The 20,269-nt window shown below is 71.2% G+C and carries 16 protein-coding genes; 4 read left to right on the forward strand and 12 right to left on the reverse strand.

Translation table 11 applies throughout. The annotated features are described in order from the left end of the window. Positions 1–33 precede the first annotated feature (33 nt). The 4 genes from ACFU97_RS44290 to ACFU97_RS44305 form a co-directional block, all read right to left on the reverse strand. Entirely contained in the window at positions 34–2,058 is a 2,025-nt protein-coding gene (locus tag ACFU97_RS44290) for an ATP-dependent DNA helicase (RefSeq protein ID WP_384268534.1), read from the reverse strand. A 252-nt stretch (positions 2,059–2,310) separates the two neighbouring features. Beyond that, positions 2,311–3,165: a GNAT family N-acetyltransferase gene (locus ACFU97_RS44295; protein WP_384268536.1), complete on the reverse strand. Its 855-nt coding sequence runs from the start codon at positions 3,163–3,165 to the stop codon at positions 2,311–2,313. 168 nt (positions 3,166–3,333) lie between these two features. After that, positions 3,334–5,253 carry an IucA/IucC family protein gene (locus ACFU97_RS44300; RefSeq protein WP_384268538.1) on the reverse strand — a complete coding sequence of 640 codons (1,920 nt, stop codon included), beginning with the start codon at positions 5,251–5,253 and terminating at the stop codon, positions 3,334–3,336. A gap of 99 nt (positions 5,254–5,352) precedes the next feature. Further along, entirely contained in the window at positions 5,353–6,744 is a 1,392-nt protein-coding gene (locus tag ACFU97_RS44305; protein ID WP_384268579.1) for an aminotransferase class III-fold pyridoxal phosphate-dependent enzyme, read from the reverse strand. A 561-nt stretch (positions 6,745–7,305) separates the two neighbouring features. Between ACFU97_RS44305 and ACFU97_RS44310 the strand changes: the two genes are divergently transcribed. Further along, positions 7,306–8,544, forward strand: a complete 1,239-nt coding sequence (locus ACFU97_RS44310; protein ID WP_384268540.1) for a trypsin-like serine peptidase — start codon at positions 7,306–7,308, stop codon at positions 8,542–8,544. Positions 8,545–8,714: 170 nt separating this feature from the next. After that, positions 8,715–9,929, forward strand: coding sequence for a trypsin-like serine peptidase (locus ACFU97_RS44315; protein ID WP_384268542.1), 1,215 nt, complete (start codon positions 8,715–8,717; stop codon positions 9,927–9,929). A 71-nt stretch (positions 9,930–10,000) separates the two neighbouring features. Here the strand turns inward: ACFU97_RS44315 and hflX are convergent, their stop codons facing one another. The 6 genes from hflX to miaA form a co-directional block, all read right to left on the reverse strand. After that, positions 10,001–11,494: a GTPase HflX gene (hflX, locus tag ACFU97_RS44320; RefSeq protein WP_384268544.1), complete on the reverse strand. Its 1,494-nt coding sequence runs from the start codon at positions 11,492–11,494 to the stop codon at positions 10,001–10,003. A gap of 123 nt (positions 11,495–11,617) precedes the next feature. Next, complete coding sequence (locus ACFU97_RS44325) at positions 11,618–13,189, reverse strand: M1 family metallopeptidase (protein WP_384268546.1); 1,572 nt, start codon at positions 13,187–13,189, stop codon at positions 11,618–11,620. A gap of 147 nt (positions 13,190–13,336) precedes the next feature. Then, positions 13,337–15,445 (reverse strand): RelA/SpoT family protein, encoded by a 2,109-nt coding sequence (locus tag ACFU97_RS44330; RefSeq protein ID WP_384268548.1) that lies wholly within the window; start codon positions 15,443–15,445, stop codon positions 13,337–13,339. A gap of 298 nt (positions 15,446–15,743) precedes the next feature. Beyond that, on the reverse strand, positions 15,744–16,619 hold the full coding sequence (gene dapF, locus ACFU97_RS44335) for a diaminopimelate epimerase (RefSeq protein ID WP_384268550.1): 876 nt from the start codon (positions 16,617–16,619) through the stop codon (positions 15,744–15,746). Positions 16,620–16,667: 48 nt separating this feature from the next. Next, the gene (locus tag ACFU97_RS44340; protein ID WP_384268582.1) at positions 16,668–17,171 is read right to left on the reverse strand and encodes a hypothetical protein; all 504 of its coding nucleotides are present in this window, start codon (positions 17,169–17,171) and stop codon (positions 16,668–16,670) included. A gap of 107 nt (positions 17,172–17,278) precedes the next feature. Beyond that, positions 17,279–18,217: a tRNA (adenosine(37)-N6)-dimethylallyltransferase MiaA gene (gene miaA, locus ACFU97_RS44345; protein ID WP_384268552.1), complete on the reverse strand. Its 939-nt coding sequence runs from the start codon at positions 18,215–18,217 to the stop codon at positions 17,279–17,281. Between the two features lie 182 nt (positions 18,218–18,399). Here miaA and ACFU97_RS44350 point away from each other — a divergent pair, with 182 nt between their 5' ends. Continuing rightward, positions 18,400–18,771, forward strand: coding sequence for a hypothetical protein (locus ACFU97_RS44350; RefSeq protein WP_384268554.1), 372 nt, complete (start codon positions 18,400–18,402; stop codon positions 18,769–18,771). An 81-nt stretch (positions 18,772–18,852) separates the two neighbouring features. Further along, the gene (locus tag ACFU97_RS44355; protein ID WP_384268556.1) at positions 18,853–19,122 is read left to right on the forward strand and encodes an antitoxin; all 270 of its coding nucleotides are present in this window, start codon (positions 18,853–18,855) and stop codon (positions 19,120–19,122) included. Positions 19,123–19,213: 91 nt separating this feature from the next. Here the strand turns inward: ACFU97_RS44355 and ACFU97_RS44360 are convergent, their stop codons facing one another. Together ACFU97_RS44360 and ACFU97_RS44365 are read right to left on the reverse strand one after the other, a co-directional pair. Continuing rightward, on the reverse strand, positions 19,214–19,942 hold the full coding sequence (locus tag ACFU97_RS44360; protein WP_384268585.1) for a class III extradiol dioxygenase subunit B-like domain-containing protein: 729 nt from the start codon (positions 19,940–19,942) through the stop codon (positions 19,214–19,216). A 14-nt stretch (positions 19,943–19,956) separates the two neighbouring features. Continuing rightward, positions 19,957–20,244 (reverse strand): hypothetical protein, encoded by a 288-nt coding sequence (locus ACFU97_RS44365; protein WP_384268558.1) that lies wholly within the window; start codon positions 20,242–20,244, stop codon positions 19,957–19,959. Between the last annotated feature and the right edge of the window lie 25 nt (positions 20,245–20,269).

The raw sequence follows: 20,269 nt of genomic DNA on the forward strand, positions 1-20,269 counted from the left end.
GCGCCAGGCTAACCCCTGGTCACTACTCCCAGGTCACTCCGCCTCTGCCTGCTCCGCGGCCTGCTCCTCTGGCTGTTCCTGCGCCTGTTCCTCGGCCTTCTTCGCCGCCGCGTCGATGGCCGCCAGCGACCTGCGGACCTGGTTACGGTCCGTCGTGTACCAGAAGTCGGGCAGTGACGCCTTCAGGTAGCTGCCGTAGCGGGCCGTGGCCAGACGCTGATCCAGTACGGCGACCACGCCGCGGTCTCCCGACGCCCTTACGAGGCGGCCGGCGCCCTGCGCCATGAGCAGCGCCGCGTGGGTGGCGGCGACCGCCATGAAGCCGTTGCCTCCCGCGTCCTCCACCGCCTTCTGGCGGGCGCTCATCAGCGGGTCGTCCGGACGCGGGAACGGGATCTTGTCCATGACGACCAGCTGGCAGCTGGCGCCGGGGACGTCGACTCCCTGCCAGAGCGACAGGGTGCCGAAGAGGCAGGTCTTCGGATCGGCGGCGAAGTTCTTGATCAGCTCGCCGAGCGTCTCCTCGCCCTGGAGGAGGATCGGGAACTCCGGGATACGGGAGCGCAGTTCCTCGGCGGCGAGCTGGGCACCCCGCATGGAGGAGAACAGTCCGAGGGTGCGGCCGCCGGCCGCCTGGATCAGCTCCGAGAGCTCGTCGAGCATGTCCGCGCGGTCGCCGTCGCGCGCGGGGCGGGACAGGTGCTTGGCCACGTAGAGGATGCCCTGCTTGGGGTAGTCGAAGGGCGAGCCGACGTCGACGCCCTTCCACTGGGGAAGGTCCTCGCCCTCCGTGCCCTCCGGCGAGAGTCCGAGCGAGGCGCCGACGCCGTTGAAGTCACCGCCCAGCTTCAGCGTCGCCGACGTCAGGACGACGGAGCGGTCGGCGAACAGCTTCTCCCGCAGCAGGCCCGACACGGACATCGGGGCGACGCGCAGGGAGGCGCCGAAGCGGTCATGCCGCTCGTACCACACGACGTCCCACTCGGAGCCGTTCGTGATGCGCTCGGCCACGTCGTGCACCGACTCCACGGAGGCCAGCGCCTGCTTGCGCACCGCGTCCTCGTCCTGGACGGACTTGTCGCGGGTCGCGCCGATCCCGGAGATCACCGTGCGGCAGGCGTCGCGCAGCGCCATGAGCGCGTACCCGAGGTCCTCCGGGATCTCCTCCAGACGGCCCGGCAGAGCCAGCTCCATCAGCCGCTCGAAGCCCTCGGCGGCGGTCTGGAGCTGGTCGGCCGCCTTCTCGTTGACCAGCTTGGCCGCGCGGCGCACCGCGCGATTGACCTGGCCCGGCGTGAGTTCGCCCGTGGCGACTCCCGTGACGCGCGAGACCAGTTCGTGCGCCTCGTCGACGATCAGCACCTCGTGCTGCGGGAGGACCGGTGCGCCCTCGATGGCGTCGATCGCGAGCAGCGCGTGGTTGGTGACGACGACCTCGGCGAGCTTGGCGCGCTCGCGGGCCATCTCGGCGAAGCACTCGGCGCCGTACGCGCATTTCGTGGCGCCCAGACACTCACGGGAGGAGACCGACACCTGCGCCCAGGCGCGGTCGGACACTCCGGGCGTGAGGTTGTCGCGGTCCCCGGTTTCCGTCTCGTCCGACCAGTCGCGCAGGCGCAGCAGGTCCTGGCCGAGCTTGCTGGTGGGCGCGGCCGCCTCGAACTGGTCGAAGAGCCCCTCTTCCTCGTCCTGCGGAACGCCCTCGTGCAACCGGTGCAGACAGAGGTAGTTCGACCTGCCCTTCAGCATCGCGAACTCCGGGCGGCGGCGCAGCAAGGGGTGCAGCGCGTCGACGGTGCGCGGCAGGTCCCGCTCGACCAACTGCCGCTGCAGGGCGAGGGTGGCTGTCGCCACGACGACGCGCTCCCCGTGCGCGAGCGCGGGCACGAGGTAGCCCAGCGACTTTCCGGTACCGGTGCCGGCCTGGACGAGCAGGTGGGAGCCGTCGTCGATCGCCTCCGCGACGGCTTCGGCCATGGTCACCTGGCCGGGGCGCTCCGTACCGCCGACGGCAGTGACGGCAGCATGCAGGAGTTCGGGGAGTGAGGGCTTCGTCATAGCTCGACCACCCTACGGCCCGGCACTGACAAAGGGGCGATCAAGGCGGGGACGAGGGGCGGGATCAAGACCGGGGGCTCCTCGGGTGGGGTGGGATACCAGGCCGGTGTCGACGGGTTCGAGGCCGGAGTCGACGGGTTCGAGATCGATGTCGATGGAGTCGAGGTCGAGCCGACGTGGATGGGTTCGAGGTCGATGGGAACCGGATCGGCGTGAGCGGTGTACCAAAAGTGACGATGCGACAGCACGGCGTCACAGGAGATTGCGCAGGGACCGGTCCCGGATCATGAGTGCGGCTCGCTTGGCGGGCAGGTCGACCTCGGCGGAGAACCGGAAACCGGCGCTCAGAAACGCGGCAACGGAGGGGGTGTTGCGAAGGTCGGGTTCCGCGATGACGCGCGCGCAGGCAGGGCGCTTGTTGAGCGCGAGGTCGGCGACGGCTCTGAGGAGGGTGCTGCCGAGCTTGCGACCACGGTCGGCGACCTCACCGATGAGGAGGTGGATTCCGGTGTCATGAGGCCGAAGGGGAACGTGGCGGGCCAACGGGTCGAGGTCCGCGCGGTAGATCTCCCAGTAACTCATCGGCGTGCCCTCCAGCACCCCGAGGCACGGCACGCTGCGTCCGTCCCCGGACAGCTGGGCCCGCAGGTGTCTCTCGGTCATGTCCCGAGGACCGGCCAGCTCCCAGAACTCCGCGACGGCGGGGTCGTTCATCCAGCGGTTGATGAGCGGTAGGTCCCGCTCGACCTGCACGGGGACGAGCTGGAACACGCCCGAGGGTGTGACGGTCGGTCCCCAGTCGGCGACGCGGTCGAGCAGGTCGTCGTCGGCCGTGGCGAAGAGGGCGGACGCGGTGACGAAGGCGGGCGCGGTGAGGGCGGGTGCGGTGAGAAGGGTGGGCGCGGCCCTGGGCGCATCGCTGCGTGCCTCGCCGGTGTCCGCTTCCGCCGCGAAGAGCGCGATCAGCTCGTCGGGCAGACGCAGGTCCAGCGTGTCCTCGCTGTCCGAGCCTTCGGCGGCGCTGCTCTCAGCCGTACCGGGGCTCGTATCAGCGCCGGTGTCGATGGCGGCATTGGCTGCGTGGGCGGTGGCGTCGGTGGGAGGCACGGCGACGCTCCTCTCAGAAGTCGGGGTGGGACATGTTCCTCGGGACGGAAGGGAGTTGGTGAAGGTCGGTTGGGGGCCGGCGACGGACGGTGGAGCCGGCAAAAGGGCGGTGGAAGCTGGCGAAGGGCGGTGGGGTCGGCCGGAGCAGATATAGGTCAGCGGTGGCTGTCAGGTGTGGAGAGGATTGGCGATGGTGACGTAGACGGACTGGGTGTCGACCGGGCCGACGAGTTCGTCCAGCCCGTGCAGCCGGGTCAGCAGGTTGGCCTTGCAGCGCAGGACGGGTGAGTCGAGCAGGTGGGCCGGGAGTGAGGTGCGCAGCCGGGCAGGCCCGGAGGCGACGTCGCCGAGGAAGCGGCGGAAGGCGGCGAGCAGCAGCCGCTCGTCAGCCAAGCGTTGCGAACCGAAGGCGCCGATGAGGCCGAGCACGTTGTTGATGGCGAGGTAGTAGGCGAACCGTTCGTCGGTGACCTCGTCGGAGACGAAGGTGTCGCTGTGCTCACCGATCCCGGGCAGCCGGGCGTCGAGGTCCGCGCGCCGGGACTCACGGAAGTAGTAGCCCTGGTTGTCTCGGTAGCGGCCACCCGCGGGCCAGCCGTCGGGGTCCAGCAGAAGCAGGGTGTTCTGCTGGTGGGCTTCCAAGGCGATCCCGGCCTCCGCGTCCAGCCACAGCACAGGCCGTACGACCTGTTCGAGGTAGCGCAGAAACCACTCGGCGGCCACGGCGCCAAGAGGCCGGCCTGTGCGGTGCGCGAGACGGGTGACGACCGTGGCCAGGCGGGATGCGGAGGCTGCGGTGTCACCCGGCTCGGCCTGCGGCCGAGGCGTGACAAGCCCCGCGACGCAAGAAACGTCGTCCGAGGGGCCGAAGGGGTTGTGCCGGATCATCACGTCGAGGCCGGGTACGGGGGTGCCCTCCGATGCGTCGACCGCGAGCCAGGCTGGATCGCGGACGATGTCGAACCCCGGGTGCGCGACCCGCCACTGCCGGGACAGTCCGCTGCGCAGCAGGCGGTGGACCTCGACGCCTCGGTGCAGTTCCTTGCGGAGGTTTTCGCGGCGGGAGTTGGTGATCCGCAGGCCCAGCGACAGTTTGAGCATGGCGGGGGCGCCGGTCCGGTGGACGGTGCGTACGGAGGAGGTGGGGTGCCAGGGAGAGCCGGCTGAACCGAGGTCGCGGAGGAGCCCGGCGTCGATCAACGCCGCGACCTCCGGGCGTTGCCGGACCTCGCGGACCTGCCAGGGGTGCATAGGGAGCGCCGCGTAGCCGTCAGGCAGAGGTAGTTCGGCTTCGGCTAGTCGGGCGGTGAGCTGAGTTGCGTGGATGGCGCGGCCGCGCTCGGTCCAGGCGGAGTCGGTGGCGAGAAGGGAGGGTGCGACAGCCAGCCAGTGGAGGGGGAAGGACCCGCGCAACTCCGGTGAGTACAGGGAAGTTTCGGCGTCCGAGAGACCATCGCGACTCTTCGCCGTCGGGTGCAGAGGGTGTCCGAGCACGAGTGCCTGCTCGGCGGAGAGGAAGAGGTCGGTCCCGTCGGACGGGTGCGCACGGCGCTCACTGATGAAGGTGGCCGTGCGGCGGAGGGAGTCGACGACACGAGAGACCAGGTCAGAGGTGGTCGTGGCATCGGTGGCGGGCGTCTCGCGGGCGAGCAGGGCGGCGATGGTGACCGCGTCGGCCGGGGAGGACAGCTCAGTGGCGCCCTCGAAGTGCGGGCGGCAGAAGCGGTGCCATCCCGTCGGGGACCAGTGATGAACCGGGACCAGGAGCGTCGTGCCGCTGGCGGGGAGGGGGATACGGAGCGTGCCGTCGGCAGGGGCCTGGAGGTCGGTTTCCCGCACCCAGCAGCGCAACAGGTTCTCGATGGTCGCGGCGTCTGCGGCGGTGGTTGGGTCGGGATGCTCGAGGGGGTCGGAGTGTTCGAGTGAAGCGGGAGCACGAGCGGGAGCAGGAGCGGGAGCAGTGAGACCGAGGCCGTCGGTGGTCAAGGCGCTTCTCTGGCCCGGAACCCCGTCGGAGGCATCAGCTTGCGCTGGGTGGTCGTCCTTCGGACGGTGGGCGTCGGCGCCAGGTGTGCGGGTGGTGTTCAAAGCGGTCCTCGTGGGTGGTTCCGGATCGGGCGCGGGGCCGAGCCTGGGTACGGCGCATGGGCGACGACGTCGCGCTGGGCGTACGACTGCGGGCAGGCGTCAACTGCCGCGCCGGACGGCCCTCTTGGTGCGGCCTGCGTGGCTCAGGAGTTGGGCGCCGGCTTCCTCCGGTCGGTGAAGCCCGGAGCCAGGGGGTCTGCCGGCGTGGGCCAGGGCCACCGACTGGACGGCATCGGCGAGGCGGTCGAGTACAGCCGTCGCCTGTTCGTCGCTGATCGTGAGGGGCGGGAGCAGTCGTACGACGTTCGCGTGGGGGCCACCGAGGTCGACGATCAGGCCGCGGCACAGGCACTCCCGCTGGACGGCGGCGGCGAGACCGTCGCAGGCAGCGACCGCCCTCCTGGCTGCGCGACCTTCACCAGCCTCCGCCACCGCAGACCCGGCGCGATCGGCGGAGTCCACGAACTCAACGCCGATCATCAGCCCCCTCCCGCGCACCTCCCTCACGCAGGAAAACTCCCTCTTCAGCGCGCGGAGTTGATCAAGCATGCGGGCGCCGAGGGCGGCGGCGCGGGCGGCGAGGTCGTTCTCGCGGACGTGGGTGAGGGTGGCCGTGCCCGCTGCCATGGCGAGTTGGTTGCCGCGGAACGTGTCGGCAGGGGCGCCGGGTCGCCCGACGTCGAGGTCGTCGCGGTAGACCAGCACGGCGAGCGGGAGGCTGCCGCCGATGGCTCTGGAGAGCACCATGACGTCGGGGGTGACGCCGCTGTGCTCCACCGCCCAGAAGGCCCCGGTGCGTCCGACGCCCGTCCGCACTTCGTCGGCGATCAGCGGAACGGAACGGGCGGCGGTGACCTCCCGGAGCCGTCGCATCCAGGCATCCGGCGCCGGGATCATGCCGCCTTCGCCCTGGACCGGTTCGACGATCACCCCAGCGGGGCGCGGCGTGCCCGGCTCGGGGGCGTCGAGGGCGGACTCGGCCCAGCGGACGGCGAGTTCGGACCCCTGAGGACGGCCGCCGCCCGAAAGAGCCACGACGTCGCTGCGGCCGGTCGCGGCCCGTACCAGGCGGAACGCAGCCTCCACCGCGTCCGTCTCGCCCGGCCCGCAGAACCGCACGCGCGCGTGACCGGCGAGCCCGGGCGGCAGCGTGCGGGACAGTTCGGCGACGAAGGCATCCTGGGCGGGTGTCGCGAGGTCGAACGCCTGCAAGGGCGCGCCCGAGTCGAGGACCCTGCGGATCGCCTCCAGCACGACCGGGTGGTTGTGGCCCAGGGCGAGCGCTCCGGCACCGGAGAGGCAGTCGAGGTAGCGGCGGCCGTCGGCGCCCTCGATGGTCATCCCCCGCGCTCGTACGGGCACGATCGGCACGGCGCGTGCATAGGTCCGCGCAGCCGTTTCGCGCGCCGGCTGCCGCCGCGGCACCCCCTCGTGCGCGGCCGGGGCCACCCCTGAAACGCCACCACCACCAACACCGCGTCCGACGCCCACCCCGCCGCCGACAGCACCACCGGCAGCCCGGCCCTCAGCGCTCACACCGGCCGCAAGGCCCCCTCGGACCCCCTCCGACGCACTCCCCCGACACGCAGGCTCGGCCACGGCTTCCAGTCCTCCCGCCCACACAGGAACAGGGGACCGCCCACGGACAGGAGAACCCCCACCGCTACCAACACCCCATGGCCGACCGGGTTACGGGCTGGTTCAAGATCCTTGGCGCACACCGCGCCTTCCCGACCCTCGCCTCACTCCCCAGCGCCTCCCTGCACGCCTCTCTCCCAACCACCCGTCATTCAGGACGAATTGCCTGATCAGACACTCGTAGCGAAACCGTTGCCGTTCCGTCGGCGCCCACCCACAGCGAGCGCATAGTGTGTGGAGCCGTTGTCAGACAGGCCTGACAGCTCAACAGGCTCAAAAGCCCGCCCGACAGGCTCAACAAGCCCGGCAAGCTCGACAGGCCCGAAAGACCAGCCCAGCCGGCCCAGCGCAAGCCAGGGCAACGCAACCAGCCCAGCCCAGCCCAGTTCGTTCGTCTCAGGGGGAGTTCAGACCATGCGATCCATACGGCCGTCGTTCCACGTCCGGCGAGACAGGAGTACGCGCCGCAGGACCTCCCCCGTTCTCGCCGCCGTGGTCCTCACTTCGGCGCTGGCGCTCACCGCCACCGCCTGCAACTCGGGTGACGACAAGGCCGACGGCCAGACGGCCGCATCCGCGTCCGCGGCCGACACCTCGGGCTCCGGCGACGGCAAGATCAAGATCCCGGACGACATCAGGAACAAGCTCAAAGAGCACGGGATCGACATCGACAAGTGGAAGCACGGCGCCTGGAGGAACTGGAACAAGGACGACTGGCTGCGCGAGGCCGACGAATTCATCAACCCGATCATCAAGGGGCTGTGGGACCCGGACCGGATGCGGGGCGCCAACGACCCGGACAAGAGCGTCGACGACAACGACCTCTCCGGTGATCAGGGAGTGACCGACCGGACGCCGGCGCCGGTGGACGCCAAGGCCGTGGCGCCTACGTACCACGCCAACGCGGCGACGGCCGGCAAGGTGTTCTTCGACTCCCCCGAAGGCACGATGGTCTGCTCGGCCACGGTCGTGGAGGACCCGGCCCACCCCGGCAAGTCGAACCTCGTCTGGACCGCGGGTCACTGCGTGCACGCCGGCAAGAAGGGCGGCTGGTACCGCAACATCGCGTTCGTGCCGTCGTACAACGACGCGGGCCGGAGCACGGCCCAGCTGCAGAACGCGACCAGGGCTCAGGTCGCTCCCTACGGTGTCTACTGGGCCGACTGGGCGCAGACCTCGCAGCAGTGGATCGAGCAGGGCGGTGAGACGGGCGGCGACGGCGCGCCGTACGACTACGCCGTCATCCATGTGACGCCGGAGAAGGGCGGCAACGGCAAGTCGCTGGAGGAGACGGTCGGTTCGGCGCTTCCTGTGAACTTCAACGCCCCGGCCGTGCCGAAGGTTCCCAGCATCACCGCCACCGGCTACCCCGCCGCCGCACCTTACGACGGCCAGAAGCTGTACCAGTGCACGGACCGCCCGGGTCGGCTCTCGATCAGCGCCGCGGCCCCGACGATGTACCGCATCGGATGCACCATGACCGGCGGTTCGTCCGGCGGCGGCTGGGTCGCCACGGGCTCGGACGGCAAGCCCGCGCTGGTGTCCAACACCTCGATCGGCCCGGTGACGTCGGGCTGGCTGGCCGGTCCCCGACTGGGTGACGTGGCCAAGGGTGTGTACGACTCTGTAAGCAAGAAGTTCGCCGGGCAGTGACCGACCGGTAGGCACAGACGGGGGCGGGCCCCTCACAGAAACCTTCACCGTCCCGTCCCCGTTCGCCCTCAACTCCACGGGCATAGTGGGGTGTCGCTTCCCAGGGACAGGCGCGACGCAGAACTGGCAAGCACATGACATACATACGTTCCGACGGGGGTTTCCGCACCATGCGTTCCACTCGCACGCCCGCAGCGCCATCGCGCGGCCGGCGGACCAATCGCACCGCACTCGCCGCCACGGGTCTCGTCGCCGCGCTCGCGCTGACCGCGACCGCGTGCAACGGCTCGGGCGACAACTCGAGCGACAAGCCCAACCCCACCATCACCGCCTCGGCGAGCGGCGGCGACGGCAAGCTCAAGGTGCCGTCCGACATCGCGAGCAAGCTCAAGGACCACGGCATCGACATCGACCAGTGGGCCAAGGGCGGCTGGAAGAACTGGGACAAGGACAAGTGGCTCAGCGCGGCCAAGGACTTCGCCAACCCGGTGATCGAGGGCCTGTGGAAGCCGGAGCGGATGCAGTCCGCCAAGGAGGCCAACAAGACGCTCTCCACCAAGGACGCCTCCACCGACCAGGGCATCAGCGACCCTGAGCCGGCGCCGATCCGGGCCATCGCCGAGCGGACGCCCTACCACCAGCACGCGGCCCCCGTCGGCAAGGTCTTCTTCGACGGTCCCGAGGGCTCGATGGTCTGCTCGGGCACGGTGATCAAGGACGTCAACCACCCGGGCAAGTCGAACCTGGTGTGGACGGCCGGCCACTGTGTGCACGCCGGCAAGGACGGCGGCTGGTACCGCAACATCGCCTTCGTGCCGGCCTACAACGACCTCGGCAAGTCGGAGGCGCAGCTCAGCAGCGCCGACGCCTCGCAGGTCGCGCCGTACGGCCAGTGGTGGGCGGACTGGGCCTCCACCTCCAACCAGTGGATCCAGGGCGGTTCGGAGACGGGCGGCGCGGGTGCCGCGTACGACTACGCCATCCTGCACGTGAAGCCGGAGCAGGGCTCCAAGTCGCTGGAGGAGACGGTCGGCGCGGCTCTGCCCGTCGACTTCTCCGCCCCGGCGCCGCGGACGGTGTCGAGCATGGGTGCCTGGGGCTACCCGGCGGCGCCGCCGTTCAACGGCCTGAAGATGTTCCGGTGCATCGACCGGCCCGGCCGGCTCTCGCTGAGCCCCGCGCTGCCGACGATGTACCGCATCGGCTGCACCATGACCGGCGGTTCGTCCGGCGGCGGCTGGTTCCGCGTGGTGAACGGCAAGACGGCCCTGGTGTCCAACACCTCCATCGGCCCGTCCAACAACACCTGGCTCGCGGGCCCGCAGCTCGGCAAGGGCGCCGAGGCGCTCTACGAGAACATGAGCAAGACGTACGGCGGTCAGTGACGCCGGAGCCGTGACGGCGGAATGCCGAAGGCCCGCCCCCTGTCGCAGGGGGCGGGCCTTCGTGCTGTGGGTCAGACGGCCGGAACGGGCACGTACGGCTGGAGTTCCGCGGCCAGTTCCTCGTGCACCCGCCCCTTGAGCAGGGTGCCCTCCGGGGTGTGCTCCTCGGAGATCACCTCGCCCTCGTCGTGGGCGCGTGCCACCAGCTTGCCGTGGGTGTACGGCACCAGGGCCTCGATCTCGACGGACGGCCTGGGCAGTTCGTTGTCGATCAGCGCGAGCAGTTCGGCGATGCCCCGGCCGGTGCGGGCCGAGACGGCGATGGCACGCTTCTCGATCCGCAGGAGCCGCTGAATGGTCAGCGGGTCGGCCGCGTCCGCCTTGTTGATCACGACGATCTCGGGCACGTCGGTCGCGCCGACGTCCCTGACCACCTCGCGCACGGCGGCGAGCTGCTCCTCCGGGGCGGGGTGCGAGCCGTCCACCACGTGCAGGATCAGGTCGGACTCGCCGACCTCCTCCATGGTGGAGCGGAACGCCTCGACCAGGTGGTGCGGCAGATGCCGTACGAAGCCGACCGTGTCCGCCAGGGTGTACAGGCGGCCGCTGGGCGTCTCCGCGCGGCGGACGGTCGGGTCCAGGGTCGCGAACAGCGCGTTCTCGACCAGGACGCCGGCGCCCGTGAGGCGGTTGAGCAGCGAGGACTTGCCCGCGTTGGTGTAGCCGGCGATGGCCACCGACGGCACCTTGTGGCGCTTGCGCTCCTGGCGCTTGATCTCGCGGCCGGTCTTCATGTCCGCGATCTCGCGGCGCATCTTCGCCATCTTCTCGCGGATCCGTCGCCGGTCGGTCTCGATCTTGGTCTCACCGGGACCACGGGTGGCGAGGCCGCCGCCCTTGCCGCCGCCCATCTGCCGGGACAGCGACTGACCCCAGCCGCGCAGCCTCGGCAGCATGTACTGCATCTGCGCGAGCGCGACCTGCGCCTTGCCCTCTCGGGACTTGGCGTGCTGGGCGAAGATGTCGAGGATCAGGGCCGTACGGTCGATGACCTTGACCTTGACGACGTCCTCAAGGTGGATGAGCTGGCCCGGGCTGAGTTCACCGTCGCAGATGACGGTGTCCGCGCCCGTTTCGAGGACGATGTCGCGCAGCTCGCTCGCCTTGCCGGAACCGATGTACGTGGCGGCGTCCGGCTTGTCGCGGCGCTGGATGACGCCGTCGAGCACGAGCGCGCCCGCGGTCTCCGCGAGGGCGGCGAGCTCCGCGAGGGAGTTCTCCGCGTCCTGCACGGTGCCGGAGGTCCAGACGCCGACGAGCACGACGCGCTCCAGACGGAGCTGCCGGTACTCGACCTCGGTGACGTCCTCGAGCTCGGTGGACAGGCCCACCACGCGGCGCAGGGCCGCGCGCTCGGAGCGATCGAACTGATCGCCGTCCCGGTCTCCGTCGATCTTGTGGCTCCAGGCGACGTCCTCTTCCATCAGGGCATCGGCCCGAAGACCTTCGGCGTAGTTGTGCGCGAAGCGCTCAGTGTCCTGGGAAGGGGATGAAGAGGAGGTCATTGGATCCTTACGTCGATGGGGGTTCGTCACTGGTGACAACGTAGGAGTACCCCGGGAGATTCCCGGGACCCCGCGTCGCGGACCTGAAGATGGTCGCACGGAACGGCCCGTCTCGTCATCGCCTTATTGCGCTGCCTTGCCGGGCCGGCCCTTGCCGCCCTTGGCGTCGGGCGCGTCCGACTTCCAGTCCGGGTGGCCGGGCATGGGCGGGGTCTTCTCGCCGTAGAGCCACGCCTTGAAGAAGCCGCTCAGGTCGCGGCCGGAGATCTGGGAGGCGAGGCGCTCGTAGTCGGCGGTGTTCGCCGTGCCGTCGCGGTGCAGGCTCACCCAGCTGCGTTCCAGCTGCTCGAAGGCGGGGCGGCCGATCTCCTGGCGCAGGGCGTAGAGGGCGAGCGCGGCGCCGTCGTAGACGTTCGGCCGGAAGATGCTGATCTTCTGGCCGGGCTCGGGTCCCTTGGGGGCGGCGGGCGGGCCCCCGGCCGCGCGCCAGCCGTCGGAGGCGGTGTAGGCGGCCTTCATGCGCTTCTCCATGGGCTTGCCGGCCTTCTCCTCGGCGTACAGGGCCTCGTACCAGGTGGCGTGCCCTTCGTTGAGCCACAGGTCGGACCAGGTCCGCGGGCTGACGCTGTCACCGAACCACTGGTGGGACAGCTCGTGCACCATGATCGACTCGACGTACCAGGCCGGGTAGGTGTTCCCGGCGAAGAGCTCCTTCTCGAAGAGGGAGAGTGTCTGTGTCTCGAGTTCGAAGCCGGTGGAGGCGTCGGCCATGAGAATGCCGTACGTCTCGAAGGGGTAGCGGCCGACCTTGCTCTCCATCCAGGCGATCTGGCCGGGGGTCTTGGCGAGCCAGGGTTCGAGTTCCTTGCGGTCCGCGGTGCGCACGACGTCGCGTACGGGCAGGCCGTGCGGTCCGGTGCGGTGCAGCACGCTGGAGCGGCCGATGGAGACCTGGGCGAGCTCGGTGGCCATGGGGTGCCGGGTGCGATACGTCCAGGTGGTCGACTTCCCGGCCCGCTCCCGGTCGGCCGGCAGGCCGTTGGCCACGGCCGTGTAGCCGTCAGGGGCGGTGATCCGGAAGGTGAACAGCGCCTTGTCGGAGGGGTGGTCGTTGCACGGGAACACCAGGTGGGCGGCGTCGGCCTGGTTGGCCATGGCGAGTCCGTCGGAGGTCTGCACCCAGCCGCCGTCCTGGCCCTTGGCGGGCACCGGGTCGCTCGTGTGCCGGACGGTGATCCGGGTCCAGCTGCCCGCGGGCAGCACCTTGTCCGGCGTGACGACCAGGTCCTCGCCCGCGCTGGTGAAGGTGGCCGGCTCACCGTCGACCCGGACCGACTCGACCTTGCCGTGGGCGAAGTCGAGGTTGAAGTGGTCCAGCGCCGCGGTGGTCCTCGCGTTGATGATGGTGACCGCCTGGAGCGGCTTGCTGTTGCTGCCGGGATAGGTGAACGAGAGGTCGTACGACTGGACGTCGTATCCCGGGTTGCCGAGGTACGGGAAGAGCCGGTCACCGACGCCCACAGGGGTGGCGGGCGTGCCTGCGGCGAGCAGGCACACGGAGACGGCGGAGGCGAGCAGGGCGGTCGCCTTCAGGCGGCGAGGGCCGCGGAGCCGGAGGCGGAAGCGGGAGGGCGCGGCGGGCCGGGGGCCGTGGGAGGAGGCTTCCGGCGTCTGGGGGCGAGGGGTGAGCAGCATGGATCACCGCTATCAGCGCGTACGCCCCGGGCGGCGACGACGCGCGTCCGGCCCACCCGAACGGGTAGATCGGTGACGGCGAGCGGCGCTCCCGCTCAAGCCCCGGCGCTCCCGCTTGAGCGCCCCCTGGAAGGCTCCCGCTCCCGCTCACGCCCCCGGCGTGTGCGCCCGGCTCACGTCGTACACGCCCGCCACGTTCCGCATCGCACGCATCAGCGCGGGCAGGTGCGCCGCGTCCGGGAGCTGGAGCGTGTAGGTGTGCCGGACGCGCTGCTGGGTCGGGGGCTCGACCGTCGCGGACACGATCTCGGCGCCCTCGAGGGCCATGGCCTCGGTGAGGTCTGCCAGCAGATGGGGGCGGACGAACGATTCGGCGAGCAGCGTGACCCGGCACTCGGTCGTGTCCCCCCAGCGCACGCCGACCTCCGCGCGCCCGGCGCTCTTCATGCGCTCGACCGCGGCGCACTCGATCCGGTGGACGGTGACCACACCTCCGCGCACGGCGAACCCGGTGACGTCGTCGGGCGGCACCGGTGTGCAGCAGCCGGCCAGGCGTACGGTCGCGCCGGGCTGGTCGACGATGATGTCGGCCGTGGTGGAGCGCAGGACCGAGCCTTCGGCGGTGGGCCGGAGCGCGGCCGCCGGCGGCTCCTCCCGCTGCTCCCTGGCGTCGTCCGCGGCCGGATGAGCCGCGAGCCAGCGCTGGATGGCGATGCGGGCGGCGGGCGTGTGCGCGTGCTCCAGCCACTCCCTGGACGGCTCGGAGGCCGGGTCCTGGCCCATGAGGAGCTGGACCGTGTCGCCGTCGCGCAGGACCGTGCTCAGCGTCGCCAGGCGGCCGTTGACGCGGGCGCCGATGCACGCGTGCGCGTCCTCGCCGTACTGGGCGTACGCGGCGTCGACGCAACTGGCGCCCTCGGGCAGGCCGAGCGTGCCGCCGTCGGGCCGGAAGACGGTGATCTCGCGGTCCTGGGCGAGGTCCTCGCGCAGGGTGGACCAGAACGTGTCGGGGTCGGGCGCGCCCTCCTGCCAGTCGAGGAGGCGGGAGAGCCAGCCGGGGCGCGTGGGGTCGACGCGCTCGCCGTCGACCGGGTCGTCGGGCGCGGGCGCGTAAGGGTTGCCGAGCGCGATGACGCCGGCCTCCGCGACCTTGTGCATCTGGTTGGTGCGGATGAGGACTTCGGCGACCTGGCCGTCGGGGTGGGCGACCGCCGTGTGCAGCGACTGGTACAGGTTGAACTTGGGGACGGCGATGAAGTCCTTGAACTCCGAGACCACCGGCGTCATGCAGGTGTGCAGTTCGCCGAGGACGCCGTAGCAGTCCGCGTCCTCGTTCACCAGCACCAGCAGGCGGCCGAAGTCGGCGCCGCGCAGCTGGCCGCGCTTGCGGGCGACGCGGTGGACGGAGACGAAGTGCCGCGGGCGGATGAGGACTTCGGCCGCGATGTCCGCCTCGCGCAGGTGGCCGCGCACCTCGTCGGCGATCTCGGCGAGCGGGTCGTCCGTGCGGGCGGCGTTGTCGACGATCAGCTCCCGCGTGTGCTCGTACTCCTCGGGGTGCAGGATCGCGAAGACGAGGTCTTCGAGTTCGGTCTTGAGCGCCTGGACGCCGAGCCGCTCGGCGAGCGGGATGAGGACGTCGCGGGTGACCTTGGCGATGCGCGCCTGTTTCTCGGGGCGCATGACGCCGAGCGTGCGCATGTTGTGCAGCCGGTCGGCGAGCTTGATCGACATCACGCGGACGTCGTTGCCGGTGGCGACCAGCATCTTGCGGAAGGTCTCGGGCTCGGCGGCGGCGCCGTAGTCGACCTTCTCCAGCTTCGTGACGCCGTCGACGAGGTAGCGGACGTCCGCGCCGAACTCCCCGCCCACCTGATCGAGCGTCACGTCCGTGTCCTCGACGGTGTCGTGGAGCAGAGAGGCCGTCAAAGTGGTGGTCTCGGCGCCGAGTTCGGCGAGGATCAGCGTGACCGCGAGGGGATGCGTGATGTACGGCTCGCCGCTCTTGCGCATCTGGCCGCGGTGCGAGGACTCGGCCAGCACGTAGGCGCGGCGCAGGGGGTCGAGCTCGGCGCCCGGATAGTGGGCGCGGTGGGCGTCGACGACATGGCTGATGGCACTGGGCAGCCGGTCACGTGCGGTGGGGCCGAGCAGGGCGGCACGGCCGAGGCGGCGCAGGTCGATGCGCGCCCGCCAGCGCGCCGCGGAACCTGCTACCGGACCTGGGGTCGCGGGGTTCGTCGCCTCCGCACTCATGGGCACCTCCGGCTGCATGGACCGGCGGACGGGGTGCCCCAGGACGGACACGGCTCAGGGGATGGCAACGGTCCCCCGCCCGGGCCGGTGCTTGATGCTACCGAGCCCACCACGTGCGACTGACCGCCTCTCGCCGAGCGTGAAACGGATCACCCATTCGAGCGAAGAGATCGAGGTTTACGATTTCGCGCCATGTGACAGGTGACTCGCCGTGCTTTCGAACGCCCGGTCGCCACAACGGTAGTTGACACCTGCACCACCCGGCACACGTGCCTACGATCCCAAGCCGCCCCACCATTCAGCGGACGAACGATTCCAGCCACTCGGCATCGATCTCGCCTTCGGCGACGATCACCGCGGGGCCGGTCATCTCGACCTCGCCGTCGGGCCGCTCGGTGATCACCAGCGTTCCACCGGGCACGTCGACGGTGTACGTCGCCGGGCTTCCGGTGACGGCCGGGTCGGCGCCGTCCCGGCGGGCGGTGGCCACGGCGACCGCGCACGCGCCCGTGCCGCACGAGCGGGTCTCGCCGGAGCCTCGCTCGTGCACGCGCAGGGCGACGTGGCGGGGGCCCCGGTCGACCACGAACTCCACGTTCACCCCGTCCGGGTACGCGGCGGCCGGGCTGAAGGGCGGCGGGTCGTAGAGGTTTCCGGCGTGCGCGAGGTCCTCGACGAACGCGACCGCGTGCGGATTGCCCATGTTCACGTTCCGCGCGGGCCAGCTGCGCTCGCCGACGCTCACCGTGACGTCCCCTTCGGGCAGGCGGGCCCTGCCCATGCCGACGGTGACGTCACCGTCCTTGGCGATGTGCACGCTCTTCACACCCGCGCGGGTGGCGACCGCGAGGTCGCCTTCGCCGGTGTATCCGGCGCGCTGGAGGTAGCGCGCGAACACGCGCACGCCGTTGCCGCACATCTCGGCGACCGAGCCGTCGCCGTTGCGGTAGTCCATGAACCACTCGGCCTCGGCCGCCATGTGCCGCGCCTCGGGGTGGGCGGCGGAGCGCACCACGTGCAGCAGGCCGTCCCCGCCGATGCCCGCGCGGCGGTCGCACAGGGCGGCGACGGCGGCCGGGGGCAGGTCGACGGCGTTCTCGGGGTCCGGGACGATCACGAAGTCGTTCTCCGTGCCGTGGCCCTTGAGGAAGGCGATCCGCGTGCGCGTGCTCATGCCTCGATCGTACGGGGTGGGTGCGACAACCCCACGCGCGCGTGATCGTCAGCGCAGCCGGGCCACACGCCACACGGCGAGCACCACGACGGCCGCCAGGAACACGGCGTACGCCAGCACGACCCGCCAGTCCGGTCTGCGCCCGGAGCCGCGCTGCGGAAGCCCGGGCCACGTGTAACCCACGCGACGGGCGGCCATCATGCCCCAGCCGGCGGCGCAGGAGCAGATCAGCAGACCCAGCATGGCGATCACGGCACCGCTGTCGCCGAAGTCGAAGGCGAGCGGGAAGGCGAACATCAGGGAGCCCACCGCGGCCAGGGCGACGATCGGGGCGAGCTGCCAGATGCGCAGCCGGCGCTGCGGGCGCAGCTCGACCTCGACCTCCGGGCCACCGGCGAACATCTCGTCGGGCTCGGGGCCGTCCGCGGTCACTCCGCCCTGTGTGTCATCGGGCCCGTCGGAGCTCAGACGGTCCTCGTCCTGCTCCTGTTCACCGCTGTCGACGGTGAGGGGCTCGGTGCCTTGTGCGGTGTCGCGAGGGCCGGCCTCCATCGCCACGCGCCCTCCCAACTAGGACTCCACTGGTCGATCGAAGCTCGATGATGGCACGGCCCCGGAGGCCCGGATGGCGGCCGGAGCGTCCCGATGCCATCACGTGATCAGGCTGTAACCGGTCGTTCGACCAACGCCAGTGCGAGCTGCGGAAGTTCTGTGAGATCCGCCGCAGCCCCACTCAGCCAGTGCACCCGCGGGTCCCGCCTGAACCAGGAATCCTGACGGCGGGCGAAGCGCTTGGTGGCGCGTACCGTCTCGGCCCGCGCCTCCTCGAGCGTGCACTCCCCCGCGAGCGCCGCGAGCACCTGCTGGTAGCCGAGCGCGCGGGCGGCCGTACGCCCCTGCCGGAGCCCTTGTGCCTCCAGCGCGCGCACCTCCTCCACGAGCCCCGCGTCCCACATCCGGTCGACCCGGCGGGCGATCCGCTCGTCGAGCTCGGGGCGGGCCACGTCGACCCCGATCTGCACGGTTTCGTAGACCGAGTCGTGCCCGGGGAGGTTGGCGGTGAAGGGCTGGCCGGTGATCTCGATCACCTCGAGCGCCCGGACGATACGGCGGCCGTTGCTGGGCAGGATGGCCTGCGCCGCCTCCGGGTCGGCGGCGGCCAGCCGCGCGTGCAGCGCGCCCGAGCCGCGCAGCGTGAGCTCCTCCTCCAGGCGCGCCCTGACCTCGGGGTCGGTGCCGGGGAACTCCAGGTTGTCCACGGCCCCGCGGACGTACAGACCCGAGCCGCCGACCAGGATCGGCCAGCGGCCCTCGGCGAGCAGGGCGTCGATCCTCTTGCGGGCCAGCTTCTGGTACTCGGCGACGGACGCCGTGACCGTCACGTCCCAGATGTCCAGGAGATGGTGCGGGACGTCACCGCGCTCCTCGGGTGTCAGCTTGGCCGTGCCGATGTCCATCCCCTGGTAGAGCTGCATGGAGTCGGCGTTGACGACCTCACCGCCCAGGCGCTGGGCGAGAAATACGCCCAGATCGGACTTTCCGGCCGCGGTGGGTCCGACGACGGCGATGACTCGGGGGGTGGGGGGTGCGCTGCTCACCGCACCAGTCTCGCAAACCCCGGAGGGGCTCCTCGAACGAGTTACGTGACGGGATGGAAGTGGGGTCGTTGCCCGTTGCGAGGTTTTCGCCGCCGGTTTCGAAAGGCGGCGACCCGGGCGGCGCAAACGGGCGCACCGGACGACGCGGGATTTCGCTCGCACGAGTAGCGTAAGGAGACGATATGGGCGTTTTCGCACGACTTCTCCGGAGGTCGAAGACCACGGAGGAGGCGTCAACCGCCGAGGCGCAGGCCGGTACACCGGCGGCCGAGCCCGAGGCGGCCGAAGCTGCGGCGGCGGGCTCCGCGGCGGAGGCGGCAGAGGCGACGGAGCCGGGCGAGGACCGGGCCGAGGGCGAGCCGGTGAAGCCGGAGGCCCCCGAGAGCGTCAGGACGGCCGAGACCGCCGAGACTGCCGAGGCCGCTGTGGACGCCTCGGGCGAGGATGGCGCCTCCGGCGCGGACAACGCCTCCCCCGAGGGTGTCGAGATCCCGAAGCAGCAGTCCGGCGAGCAGGCGGCGGACAGCGGGGCCGGCGAGGACGCCCGTACGTAATCGCTCCGCGCGCGAGCGTGCCGGCCGTGGCGCGGCGGTGGCCCCGCGGCGAACGCGCCCGGGAACGACGGAAGGTGGACGATGGGTCTCCTGGACAATTTCAAGGCCAAGCTCTCCCCGGCCAAGGACAAGGTCTCCGGGCTCGCGCAGCAGCACGGGGACAGGATCACGCAGGGTCTCGACAAGGCCGCGAAGGTCGTCGACGAGAAGACCAAGGGCAAGTACAGCGACCGGATCCAGACGGGGACGGGCAAGGCCAGGGACGCCATGGACAAGCTCGCGCACAAGGACGACCCGGGGACGGGCGGCGGCACGACCGCGGCGCCGGACTCACCACCGCCGGCTTCCTGACCGGCAGCACGGCACATCGACGGACGGCCGCGGGGCCGAGGGCTCCCGGCCGTCCGCCGTGTCCGCCGTCCTCGCCTTCGCGGCCGGTGCGCTACGACCAGGTCGCGACCAGGTAGCCCACGCCGTACGGCGCGTCCTCGTACAGCAGGGCGCCGCTCAGGCCCGCGCCCTCGGCGGCGCCCGCGAGCACCTGCCAGGGGGCCCGGCCCGACGCCTTCAGTGCGTACGCCAGCTCGGGGTCCAACTCCTTGAGAGCCGTCACGTCCGCCGCGCCCAGCGCACGCGCGACCTCCGCGTCGAAGGGGGCCGCCCGCTCGTCGAGGTACCCGGGGGCCTTGAGCGTGCGGCAGGCGCTGGCGTCGCCCATCACCAGCAGGGCCACCCGCTCGGCACGGGCGGCGATCTCCCTTCCGACCTGGATACACCGCTCGGGCGCGAGAGGTTCCCCCACGCCGAGTCCCTCGACCGGGGCGTCCGCCCACCCGATCCGCTCCAGCAGCCAGGCCGCCACCGCGAGGGAGGGCGGCAGGACCCGCTCCGCCCCCGCGTCCGGTGCCCCTGTTGCTCCTGGTGCGCCCAGCCGTACGTCGACGTCCACGCCGAAGCCGGCGAACGAACCGAGCGTCCCTCGCGGGTGCACGCCGCGTCCGCTCTGCTCGGCGGGGCCGACGACCACCAGCAGGTCGGGCCGGGACGCGGCGAGCACGCCGAGCGCGTCGGCGCACGCGGTCCGGGCGGCGTCCAGTTCGGGAGCGGCGCCCGCGGCGACCTCGGGCACGAGCAGCGGCGGGCACGGGCAGACGGCGGCGGCAAGCATGATCGGAGCGTACGCCGTCAGTACGTGAGGGGTCCCGAGTCCCACTCCAGCTCGGTGAAGAGGAACTGGTAGGTGAACACCCCGCCGGACGAGCCGTCACCGACCAGCATCCAGCCCTCGGCGGTGCGATAGCGCCGCATCCGCAGCGGATACCGCGGATGCTTGGGCCGGTAGAGCCGCACGAGCTCCCCGAACCGCGCCTCCGCCTCGTCGCGCGAGCCGTCGATCGTCGCCATCAGCTCGTACTGCTTGCGATGCGGGCCCTCGCCCGGCGGCTTGTCCAGCAGCAGCGCCCATCGCGCCATCAGGTGTTCTCCCCCGTGTTCACAT

The sequence above is a fragment of the Streptomyces sp. NPDC057616 genome, from assembly GCF_042800575.1.
Lineage (GTDB): Bacteria > Actinomycetota > Actinomycetes > Streptomycetales > Streptomycetaceae > Streptomyces.